The organism is Collinsella sp. AF29-7AC (genome assembly GCF_003475665.1).
GTDB lineage: Bacteria > Actinomycetota > Coriobacteriia > Coriobacteriales > Coriobacteriaceae > Collinsella.
On sequence record NZ_QRQX01000017.1, the window covers coordinates 33631 to 45386 of the forward strand.

General features: G+C 62.4%; 9 protein-coding genes. All 9 read left to right on the plus strand.

The window, feature by feature from the left end; translation table 11 throughout:
* Window positions 1-107: 107 nt before the first annotated feature.
* The 9 genes from rimP (at window position 108) to rpoD (ending at window position 11628) form a co-directional block, all read left to right on the plus strand.
* On the plus strand, window positions 108-602 hold the full coding sequence (rimP, locus tag DWZ15_RS08105) for a ribosome maturation factor RimP (protein ID WP_117790388.1): 495 nt from the start codon (window positions 108-110) through the stop codon (window positions 600-602).
* 1 nt (window position 603) lies between these two features.
* Window positions 604-1851, plus strand: coding sequence for a transcription termination factor NusA (gene nusA / locus DWZ15_RS08110; RefSeq protein ID WP_117629484.1), 1248 nt, complete (start codon window positions 604-606; stop codon window positions 1849-1851).
* Window positions 1852-1942: 91 nt separating this feature from the next.
* Complete coding sequence (gene infB, locus DWZ15_RS08115; protein WP_117629485.1) at window positions 1943-4657, plus strand: translation initiation factor IF-2; 2715 nt, start codon at window positions 1943-1945, stop codon at window positions 4655-4657.
* Between the two features lie 11 nt (window positions 4658-4668).
* Window positions 4669-5079, plus strand: a complete 411-nt coding sequence (rbfA, locus tag DWZ15_RS08120; protein ID WP_117629486.1) for a 30S ribosome-binding factor RbfA — start codon at window positions 4669-4671, stop codon at window positions 5077-5079.
* The gene (locus tag DWZ15_RS08125) at window positions 5072-6115 is read left to right on the plus strand and encodes a bifunctional oligoribonuclease/PAP phosphatase NrnA (RefSeq protein WP_117629487.1); all 1044 of its coding nucleotides are present in this window, start codon (window positions 5072-5074) and stop codon (window positions 6113-6115) included. Before rbfA ends, DWZ15_RS08125 begins: the two co-directional genes overlap by 8 nt.
* Window positions 6116-6130: 15 nt before the next feature.
* Complete coding sequence (gene truB, locus DWZ15_RS08130) at window positions 6131-7063, plus strand: tRNA pseudouridine(55) synthase TruB (protein WP_117629488.1); 933 nt, start codon at window positions 6131-6133, stop codon at window positions 7061-7063.
* Window positions 7064-7113: 50 nt separating this feature from the next.
* On the plus strand, window positions 7114-8067 hold the full coding sequence (ribF, locus tag DWZ15_RS08135) for a riboflavin biosynthesis protein RibF (protein ID WP_233539738.1): 954 nt from the start codon (window positions 7114-7116) through the stop codon (window positions 8065-8067).
* Window positions 8060-10168 carry a DNA primase gene (gene dnaG, locus DWZ15_RS08140; protein ID WP_118450390.1) on the plus strand — a complete coding sequence of 703 codons (2109 nt, stop codon included), beginning with the start codon at window positions 8060-8062 and terminating at the stop codon, window positions 10166-10168. Before ribF ends, dnaG begins: the two co-directional genes overlap by 8 nt.
* Window positions 10169-10278: 110 nt before the next feature.
* Window positions 10279-11628: an RNA polymerase sigma factor RpoD gene (gene rpoD / locus DWZ15_RS08145; RefSeq protein ID WP_055286388.1), complete on the plus strand. Its 1350-nt coding sequence runs from the start codon at window positions 10279-10281 to the stop codon at window positions 11626-11628.
* Window positions 11629-11756 lie beyond the last annotated feature (128 nt).

Consider the following 11756-nt stretch of genomic DNA (forward strand, 5'->3'; position numbering starts at 1 on the left):
TTGCACGTTTGTGCAGGTATTGGTATAGTTTGCTTGCAAATGAAGTTGTAATTGAAAGAAGTGGGGTTTCGGCCCCGCTTCTTTTTTGTATGGATGGAGGTGCCGCAATGGTCAAGACCAAGACCGAGCAGGCGATCATCGACGCGCTCGAGGCCGTCGCTCCCCAGTACGATGTCGACATCGTCGACGTCGAGCTCGTGGGTGCCACCAAGGCCCCCTGCGTGCGCGTGCGTATCGAGGGTGCCGAGGGTCAGAGCCTGTCGCTCAACGATGTCACGGCCAACACCAAGTGGGTCGGCGATGTGATTGAGGAGCTCGATCCCATCTCTTCGAGCTACACGCTCGAGGTGTCGAGCCCGGGCATGGCGCGCCCGCTGCGCCGCCCGTGCGACTTTGCCCGCTTTGTGGGCGAGAACTGCGAGCTCACCTCCACCGCCACCGAGGGCCGTCGCAAGTACACCGGCAAGATTGCCGCCGCGACCGAGACGAACGTGACCCTCGAGCTCGAGGACGGCGAGTCCGTTACCCTCGATTTCTCTGATGTTAAAAAGTGCAAGTTGAAGCCCACCTACGACTTCAAGCCCGCGAAGGAAGGAAAGTAAGATGGCAGCATCCGACATGATGTCCGCCCTGATGGAGCTTTGCCAGGAGAAGCACATCGACCAGCTCTACCTGATCGACCGCCTGGAGCAGTCGCTCGCCAAGAGCTACGCCGAGATCCTGCATCTTGAGTGGGGCGCCAAGGTGACCATCGACCGCACCACCGGCAAGATCTATGTCTACCGCCTGGAGCCGATCGACGATTCCATGGACGAGGAGGGCAACTTCACCGAGTTCGAGGAGATCGACGTTACCCCCAAGAACACGAGCCGCATCGCCGCCCAGCACGCCAAGGCCGAGATCAACGCTATCGTGCGTAACTCCGCCCGTGAGCAGATCTACGAGGAGTTCTCCGGCCGCATCGGTGACCTCATCAGCGGTACCGTGCTGCAGTCCACGCCCGACTTCACGATCGTCAAGATTCGCGAGGGCGTCGAGGCCGAGCTGCCGCACTTCGATCAGCGCCGTTACGAGAACGAGCGCAACGAGCGTCCGATGGGCGAGCGCTACCTGCACAACCAGCATATAAAGGCCGTGATCATCGACGTTCGCGACCCCAACTCCAACCTGCAGCCGGTTCGTGGCGAGCACAGCCGTCCGCCGATTGTCATCTCCCGTACCCACCCCGAGCTCATGCGTCGTCTGTTTGAGCAGGAGGTGCCCGAGATCTATGAGGGCACCGTCCAGATCAAGTCGATCGCCCGCGAGCCCGGCCAGCGTTCCAAGGTCGCTGTCCACTCGCTCGACGACCGTCTGGATCCCGTGGGTGCCTGCGTCGGCCCCAAGGGCAGCCGTGTTCGCGCTGTCGTGGGCGAGCTCCGTGGCGAGCGCGTCGACGTCATCCTGTGGGATGCCGATCCTGCCGTCTACGTCGCCAACGCCCTGTCGCCCGCTAAGGTCACCCGCGTCCTCATCGACGAGGAGAAGGCCTACGCCGGCGTCATCGTGCCCGACGACCAGCTGTCCCTTGCCATCGGCAAGGAGGGCCAGAACGCCCGCCTCGCCGCGCGCCTGACCGGCTGGCACATCGACATTAAGTCCGAGACGCTTGCCGCCGACATCCTCAAGAACGTTCCCGTTCACGAGGAGCCCGCCGCCGACCTGATCGGTGACGAGGAGGACGAGGACGTCCGCCGCTGCGAGTACGTGTCCGAGGACGGCGTCCAGTGCCGCAACCAGGCTCGTCCCGGCTCCCGTTTCTGCGGTGTCCACGACACCGACGCCTTCGATGATGCGGAGGACCTGATCTAGCGCGCGGTCGCGCCGGGCGGGTCCCGGCGCGTCTCCCTCGCTCGTTCAGTCTCTAGGCACCCAAGGTGCCAGAAAGGGTAGGTGAAGTCATATGGCAAAAGTCCGTGTGTCCACCCTGGCCAAAGAGTTCGGCATGACCTCCAAGGAACTGATGGGTCATCTCGCCGAAATGAAGATTCCCGCTAAGTCCGCGTCCTCCACTTTGGAGGACGCCTATGTCGCCATGGTCCGCAAGCAGCTCGCCTCGGTGATCGAGGCCCGCGCTCAGGAAGTCGAGGCCGCCAAGCAGGCCGAGGAGCAGGCAGCTGCCGCCGAGGAGGCCGCTCGCGCCGCCGAGGCCGAGCGCGAGCGCATCGCCGCCGAGAAGGCACGCGAGGAGGAACGCCGCCAGTTTGCCGCAGCCCAGGCTGCCGAGGAGGCTGCCCGCGCCGAGGCCGAGGCCAAGAAGAAGGCCGAGCAGGAGCGCCTTGCCCGCGAGAAGGAGGAGGCTGCCCGCGAGGCCCAGCGCCGCGCCGTTCCCGCTTCCGACTCCGGTTCGCGCTTCCGTTCGCTGCTCGACCAGATCGCCGCACAGGAGACCGTGCTCAAGGAGAAGAAGGACGCCGAGGACAAGGCCAAGGCCGAGCGCGCCGCCGAGCGCGGTAACCGTCGTGGCGGCAACAATGATCGCCGCGGTGGCCGCCGTAACGATCGTAACGCCTCCGACAACAACTCCGAGCGCAACGCCTCCGAGAGCCGTCCGCACAGCCATCGCACCAACGCCAGCAACAACGTCGCTGCTGGCATGGACTTCCCCAACCCTGATAAGCAGGGCAAGGGCAAGAAGCGCAAGGGCGGTCACAACAACGAAGAGGACCACTACAGCCGTATGGCTCGCGAGGCCGAGGAGTACAGCCGCGAGAAGGTGCTCGAGGAGGCTCGTGCCGCCGTCGAGGAGGCCTCTCGCGAGTCCACCGGTCGCCGCAAGAAGCGCAAGGAGAAGCGCGAGCGCGAGGCTGCCAAGGCTCAGGAGGAGCGCAAGATAGAGGAAGCGCTGGCCCAGGGCGTGAACCCCGAGGAGCTCGACGCCATCAAGGTTTCCCAGGGCGTTACCGTCCAGGAGCTCGCCGAGGCGCTCGACGTTCCGGCCAACGACATCATCAAGCGCCTGTTCCTACTGGGTACGCCGCTCACCATGACGCAGTCCATGTCCGATGACCTCGTCGAGCTCGTTGCCGACGACCTGGGTCGTCAGATCAAGATCATCACCCCCGAGGAGGAGAACACCTTCTCGTTCTACGACGATCCCGCCGACCTTAAGCCGCGCGCCCCGGTCGTCACCGTCATGGGCCACGTCGACCACGGCAAGACGAGCCTCCTCGACGCCATCCGTCACACCGGTGTCGCTGCCGGCGAGGCGGGCGGCATCACGCAGGCCATCGGTGCTTCGCAGGTCATGATTAATGACCGCAAGATCACCTTCATCGATACCCCGGGTCATGCCACCTTTACGGCTATGCGTGCCCGTGGTGCCAAGGTGACCGACATCGTTATTCTGATCGTGGCTGCCGACGACGGCGTCATGCCCCAGACGGTCGAGTCGATCAACCACGCCAAGGCCGCCGGCGTACCCATCGTCGTCGCCGTCAACAAGATCGATAAGCCGGGTGCCAACCCCGACCGCGTGCGCCAGGAGCTCACCGAGTACGGCGTCATCCCCGAGGAGTGGGGCGGACAGAACATGTTCGTCAACATCTCGGCCAAGCAGAAGATCGGTATCGACGACCTTCTGGAGACCGTGCTGCTCCAGGCAGACGTGCTCGAGCTCAAGGCCAACCCGGACACCTTTGCCTCCGGCAACGTCCTCGAGGCCAAGCTCGACAAGGGCCGCGGCTCGGTCGCTACCGTGCTCGTGACCCGCGGTACCTTGCACGTGGGCGATACGCTGGTCGCCGGCCTTACCTACGGCCGCGTCCGTGCTATGCTCGACCCCAAGGGTCGCGCCGTCACCGAGGCCGGTCCCTCCGACGCCGTCGAGATCCTGGGCCTGCAGTCCGTGCCCAACGCCGGTGACGAGTTCCGCGTGTTCGAGGACGAGCGTGAGGCTCGCGCGCTTGCTGACGAGCGTTCGCTCAAGGCCCGTATCGAGGAGCAGAGCCGCGTCAAGCACGTCACGCTCGAGAACCTCTTCGAGACCATTGCCGACGCCGAGGTCAAGGAGCTCAACCTGATCATCAAGGCCGACGTCCAGGGTTCCATCGAGGCCCTTCAGGACTCGCTCGACAAGATGGATCAGTCCGAGGTTCGCATCAACACGATCCACTCCGCCGTTGGTGCCATCAACGAGACCGACGTCGTCCTGGCCGACGCCTCCAACGCCATCATCATCGGCTTTGGCGTCCGCCCCGACGGTAAGGCACGTTCCGCCGCCGAGCGCGAGGGCGTCGAGATCCGTTGCTACGACGTTATCTACAAGTGCCTCGAGGAACTTGACGCTGCCCGTATCGGCATGCTTAAGCCCACCGAGGTCGAGGTCTCCACGGGTACCGCGACCGTCCTGGACACCTTCAAGGTGCCCAAAGTCGGTATCGCCGCCGGTGTCCGTGTCGAAGAGGGCGAGATCGCCGCGACCGATTCCGTGCGTCTGGTGCGCGACGGCATCGTGGTCTTCAACGGCAAGATCGCCTCGATGCGTCACTACAAGGACGAAGCCAAGAGCCTCAAGAGCGGTTCCGAGGGCGGCATTGGCCTGGAGAACTTCCAGGACATCAAGCCCGGCGACCAGATCGAGGGTTACCGCATCGACCAGGTTGCCCGTACCGAGTAGGGGGTAGCGCTATGAAGCAAACGCAGGCAACCCGCCGTCTGGGCGAGCAGCTTCGCGAGAAGCTCGGTTATATCCTGCTCTTTGAGGTTTCCGATCCGCGTCTCGACCTGGTTACTTTGACCGCGGTCGAGGTCGCGGTGGACCGTTCGTTCGCGCGTGTGTTCGTGTCGTGCGATGCGAGCCGCTACGACGAGGTCATGGAGGCGCTCGCAAGCGCTAAGGGCCGTATTCGCAGTCTGTTGGCTCGCTCGCTCGATTGGCGTGTTACGCCCGAGCTCGATTTTCGCATCGATCGCTCGACCGATGAGGCCGAGCGCATCACGCGTGCGCTGGAAAACGTTCCCGCCACGCTTGCGATCGAAAAGGACGAGGACGGCTATCCGATAGCGGATGCCGCCCAGGAGGCAGCTTTAGATGACTAATTCCGCCGACCTCGCCTCGTGCGAGTCTGCAGATATTCAGCGACGCATCCTCGAGCTCATCGAGGGTGCGTCCTCCATTGCGATTTCGGGACACACTTCTCCCGATGGCGACGCCCTGGGCTCCGTGTTGGGTCTGGGCCTTTCGCTCATGAAGTTTTTTCCCAACAAGGACATTGCGCTGCTGTTGGCAGACGATGATCCGGTTCCGCGTATCTACCGCTTTATGGAAGGCTCCGATCGCCTGGTGCCGGCATCTGCGTACACTGGCAATCCTGACCTGTTCATCTCGGTGGACGTACCGGTCGTAGAGCGCCTGAACAACTCCGCCGAGGTGCTTCGTCGCTCCAAGCATGTGGTGTGCTTCGATCACCATCCGGCGCGCGAGGAGTTTGCCGAGCTCAGCCTGAGGCGCGTCGAAGCTGCAGCCTGCGCCATGATCATCGACCGCTTCTTGGACAATTGCGGCATTGTCGCACGTGATGGCGTTGCGACCTGCCTGCTGTGTGGCTTGGTTACCGATACCGGCCGTTTTCAGTATCAAAATGCCGATGCCGCCGCGTTCCATGCAGCCTCGCGTCTGGTTGCCCACGGTGCCGATCCGGCGCGTGTGGCACTCGAGGTTTACCAGAGCATGCGCGTTGAGTTTTTGCACCTCAAGTCCATCGTTATGGGCCGCATCAAGACGGTGGCCCACGGGCGCGTCGCGTATAGCTACGCGTACCAGAGTGACCTTGAGGCCTGCGGTGTCACCTCGGATGAGTGCGACGGCCTGGTCGATGTGGTTCGCTCGGTGATGGGCGTCGAAGTCTGCCTGTTCCTGAAGGGCATTGAGGGCGATAGCAAGGTGCGCGGCAACCTGCGCTCCAAGGGCGACCTCAACGTGTCCGAGATCGCTGCTGCTTTTGGCGGAGGCGGACATCCCGCTGCCGCCGGTTTCTCCAACAACGGAACGATTCTCGAGACGCTCACCGTGGCACTTCCCATGCTGGCCGAACTGGTAGGGGAGGATCCCGCTTCGGTGACCGTCGAGCTTTAACTTTTTGGATGGTACATGGCTCGTCGTACGCCTTCTCAACTGAATATGCTGCTCGCCGTCGATAAGCCGGTGGGCTGCACGTCCCACGATGTGGTCTCGCAATGTCGGCGCGCCCTCCATGAGCGTCGCGTCGGCCATGCCGGCACGCTCGACCCCATGGCATCGGGTGTCATGGTGGTGGGTGTTGGCCAGGCTACTCGTTTGCTGGGCATGCTAACCCTCGATACCAAAAGCTATGTCGCCGACATCTCGTTTGGCGCCGAGACCAATACCGATGATGCGGAGGGCGAGGCGGTCCGCACGGTGGCTGTTGCCAACGAGCTCCGCGATCCTGCCTATGCCCGTGAGCGCTTGGCCGCTTTGCTGGGTCCGCAGATGCAGGTGCCGCCGGCGTTTTCGGCTATCTCGGTCAATGGCGTTCGCGCCTACAAGTCTGCTCGCGAGGGCAATGCGGTGGACCTACCTCCGCGCCCCGTCGAGGTCTATGCCGCCGACCTGATCGCCGTGGGAGGCGAAGGTGATACGTGTGTGTGGACCGTGGCGTTCTCAGTGAGCAAGGGTACCTATATCCGTGCGCTCGCTCGCGATTTGGGCCGCGCCTGCGAGAGCGCCGCGCACATTTCCGCGCTGCGCCGCACGGCCTCCGGTGTTGTTTCCATTGGCGCTTGTCATGCGGTCGAGGAGTTTTCTCCCGAGTCCGCGGCTGGCTTTGCCCTGGATCCCATTGCGGCCCTGGGCGCCACGCGTGTTGACTTGCCGGGCAATCTTGCCGACGATCTGCTCTGCGGTCGACGCATTCCCGTTGAGCGTGCGCTTGCCGATTTCGATACCTCGAAGTCGCCTTTTGCGTTGGTGCTCGATGGGGGACTCAAGGCGCTCGCCCGCATCGAGGGTGGCCGCTTTGTCATGGAGCACGTGTTTCCGCAGGCAATCGGCGGTGTTCGATGATGTTGTCCGCTCACGAGCTCGCGCGTATTTTTTTCGCGGGCGAGTCGGACGTGGCTCACATCGTTACTGCCGATGCGTTTGATAAGTGTGAGCACCTGGGTGCCGCATCGATTGCCATCGGCGTGTTCGACGGCGTTCACCGTGGACACCAGGAGCTCATTGCGGCGCTTGTTAGCGATGCGCGCGCCCATGATTGCAAGGCGGTCGTGGTCACTTTCGATCCCGATCCGGACGTTGTGGTGAGTCCTTCGCCCGCTCAAAAATTGATGACGACGGCCGACCGTCTACATGCCTTGGCTCAGACCGGGGTCGATGCGGTGGTGGCCGTTCCCTTTACGCCTGAGGTTGCGGCACTCGACCATGTTGCTTTTCTCTCGCTGGTGTCGCGTCTGGTCGACATTCGTTCGATTCGCGTTGGCAGCGACTTTAGGCTGGGTCGTGGCGGTGCTTCTGGTGTTGCCGAGATGCGCTCTTGGGGTTCCGAGCGCGGCGTTGACGTGTATGGTCACGACCTGCTTTGCGAGGGCGGTGAGGCCATTTGCGCCACCCGCATTCGTCATGAGCTGGGACAGGGCCATGTGGAGCTTGCTGCTGAGTTGCTCGGCCGCCCGTATATGCTGCGTGGCGGTGTTATTCGTGGCCGTCACGAGGGTTCTGACATGGGCTTTCCCACGGCAAACCTGCAGGTTCCCGACGGCATTCAGGTGCCTGCCGATGGTGTGTATGAGGGTCTGGTGCTCGTCGATGACATCGCGTGGCCCGCTGCCGTTAATGTCGGCCTGCCGCCGACGTATGCCGACGATGCCGCTTCATCGCATCTCGAGGCTAACTTAATTGGTTATACGGGCGACCTGTACGGCGCTTCCGTTTCGCTGGCGTTTACGCGCTGGCTGCGTCCCTCGCGTGTGTTCGAATCGCTGGATGAGTTGATCTCGACCGTCGAGGGTAATATCGAGGATATTCGTCACAACTTGGGCGAGCAGGGGGTGAGTATCCGTGATTAGCGATGAGGAAAAAGACCAGGTACGCGCTGCGTCCGACTTAGTTGCCATCGTGCAGGAAACGGTTGAGCTCAAGCCCCGCGGCCATGAGTTTTGGGGTTGCTGCCCCTTCCATGGCGAAAAGACGCCTTCTTTCCACATTATCCCCGCTACGCAGGTCTGGCACTGCTTTGGCTGCGGCGAAGGCGGCGACGTCTTCACCTATATCATGAAGCGCGAAAACCTGAGCTTTCCCGAGTCAATCCGCTATTTGGCCGATCGTGCGGGTATTGAGCTGCATGACACCGGAGATCGTCGCGAGCGCGGTACCAAGCGTGCCCGCATCTACGATCTGTGTGCCGAGACCGCCCAGTTCTACCACACCATGCTTATGCGCGGTAAGGACGGCCGTCCACGCGAGTACTTTGCCAGCCGTGGTATGGGTTGCGACGTCTGCCGCCGCTACTGCCTGGGCTTTGCACCGGGCCGCAACGCGCTGGTGTCGCACCTGTCCCAGGCGGGTTTTACCCCGCAGGAGATGATCGACGCCAACGTTGCCGTGAGCCGCGGGCGCGGGCAGCTTGCCGACCGCTTCTACGACCGCGTGATGTTTCCCATCTTTGACGAGCAGGGTCACAACATTGCCTTTGGCGGGCGCATCATGGGTGACGGCCAACCCAAGTACCTCAACACCGCCGAGACGAGCGTGTTCCATAAAAAGCGAAACCTCTATGGCTTTAACTGGGCCAAGGAGTTTATCGTCGCGCAGGATACGGCCATCGTGGTGGAGGGCTATACCGATTGTATCGCCTGCTGGGAGGCGGGGATCAAAAACGTTGTCGCCACGCTGGGCACCGCGCTCACGGAGCATCACGTCAAGACGCTCACCCGCTTTGCCAAGCGTATCGTGTATATGTTCGATGGCGATGCCGCGGGCCAGAAGGCCGCCCGTCGCGCGATTCAATTTATCGAGCAGGATTCGATGGACCTGCGCTGCGTGGTGCTGCCCGACGGCAACGACCCCATGGAGTTCATCACGGCGCATGGTGGACAGGAGCTTCAGGCGCGCATCGACGCTGCCGAGCCGCTCATGGACTTTGTCTACCGTTCGCTGCAGGAGTCGAGTGACATCACCACGCCGGGCGGTCGTGCCAAGGCACTGGAAGATGCGCTGACGCTTATCTATCCGCTGCGCGATAGCTATATGATCGACACATACTTTATCCAGATTGCCGATCTGCTGGGTTTGGATCTGGAGACGGTTCGCGCGAGTTCGGGTCGCGTGTTTCGCGATGTCGCCAAGCGCGAAGATGCGGAACGACGTCGTGAGCAGAACTATGAACGCCAGCGGGCGCAAGCCGAGCGCTCTGGTAGCGCGGGCGGTCGGACGTCTGGTTCGCAGGGGGCATCTCGCGGTGCTTGGGCATCGGGCGCGACGCCGCCGGTGTCCGCGCCGGTCGAAGAAGAGCCGTATGACTACGTCCCGCTCGATGCCTACGGTGCCGCGCCCGTGGAGGTCGTCGACGACCTGCCGCCGATCGATGTGCCTGATGGTATGGGTGCTGTGCCTGTGACTGATGGTTCGGGCGCTCCGGCTGCGGCGGCGCCGATGGTTCTTACTGATCTTGAGCGCAAGTCCTTGGCAGGGGAGCGCGAGCTGTTGACGATGCTCACGAGCTACCCCGACCTGTTCCGCACGTATGCCGACCGCATCTGCTCTATCGAGTGGGTTGACCCACGTCACGAGTCCATCGCATGGGCCGTTCTGGCAACGCCGCCGGGAACCGATCCTGCAGCCTGCATGGATGCGGCGCGCTCGGTCTGTCCCGAGGCGGCAACGCTTGTGAGTGCCGGGCGCATCTCCGCGACGAGCAAGCACCCCACCGAGACGAACATCGTGTTCATGCTCGATACGCTCGAGCTCTACACCATCAAGCGCCGCATGCGTGCCGCACAGGCCAAGCTGCGCCAGGACCGTTCGCTCGATGATGAGGCCCGTCGCGCGTTGACCGTGCAGGCCGCGCAGGATTCGCAGCGTCAACGCGAGCTGCAAAAGTCTATCGGCGGCGTGGCGGACCCGTTCCGTTTGATCGGTCTGGAGGCCGCAGGCACCGAACAGGCCTAGATGTTGTGGTCAACCAGCGTATTCTCGCCTATATCCAGTCCTCTTTTTGGGTATAGACGCCTATGTGTGTGCTAAAGTATTGAGTCCTGTGGACTATGAAGGGAGAATCTGTGCCAAAAAAGACTGAGAGCACGGGTACTGGGCTGGAATCCTACGTTGCAAAGCTCATGGGCAACGGCTCAAACAGGACTTCGGTAACCGAGGACGAGATTCAGGTCGCCCTGAAGGATATCGATGTTTCTGACGAGCAGCTCACCGCGGTGTATTCCGCGCTGCGCAACAGCGGCATCCAGATTATCTCCGCGAGCGGTAACGACGACGCCCCCATGGACGTCGACGATGACGATAACGATACCGATACCGACGATTTCGATGACGACGACGAGCACGATTCCGGCTCGCTCGACGATCACGAGCTCAAGATGGCCCGTCAGGCCGATGCCGAGATGGGTTCTTCCAAGAGCAAGAAGAAGCGCACCGTGCGCACGTCCCGTTCACGCTCCCGCGTGCGTGGCATCGATGCCTCCACGGTGATGCTGACCGGCGATCCGGTTCGTATGTACCTCAAGGAGATCGGCAAGGTCGACCTGCTGACCGCCTCCGAAGAGGTCGATTTGGCCATGAAGATCGAGGCCGGTCTCGAGGCCACCGAGAAGCTCGAGGCTGCCGATGCCGGCGAGCTCGAGCTCACGCGTGCCGAGATGCGTCGTCTTACGCGCATTGAGAACGTGGGCCTCGAAGCCAAGCAGGCACTCATCAGCGCAAACCTGCGTCTGGTCGTCTCCATCGCCAAACGCTATGTCGGCCGCGGCATGCTGTTCCTTGACCTGATCCAGGAGGGCAACCTCGGTCTGATCCGCGCCGTCGAGAAGTTCGACTACCAGAAGGGCTTTAAGTTCTCCACGTACGCCACGTGGTGGATCCGTCAGGCCATTACGCGCGCCATTGCCGATCAGGCCCGTACCATCCGTATTCCCGTGCATATGGTTGAGACTATCAACAAGCTCGTCCGCGTGCAGCGCCAGCTCCTTCAGGACCTGGGTCGCGACCCGACCCCCGAGGAGATCGGTGCCGAGATGGACATGAGCGCCGACCGCGTCCGCGAGATCCAGAAGATCTCGCAGGAGCCCGTGTCGCTCGAGACCCCCATCGGCGAGGAAGAGGATTCCCAGCTGGGCGACTTTATCGAGGACTCCCAGGCTATCGTTCCGCCCGATGCCGCCAGCTTCTCCATGCTGCAGGAGCAGCTCACTCAGGTGCTCGACTCGCTTGCCGATCGTGAGCGCAAGGTTATCGAGCTGCGCTTTGGCCTTGTCGACGGGCATCCCCGCACGCTCGAGGAAGTCGGCCGCGAGTTTGGCGTCACGCGCGAGCGTATCCGCCAGATCGAGTCCAAGACCTTGGCCAAGCTCCGCCACCCGAGCCGCAGCAGCAAGCTGAAGGACTACATCGAGTCATAACCTCGCAAGCAAGAAGCGCCCTCAAGCACATCCGCTTGGGGGCGCTTTCATGTGGTCATTGGGGACGTCCCCAATGACTAGGTGGTTGATTTCCGATCTCAGCCGAACACATTGAGCAAATAGGCCAT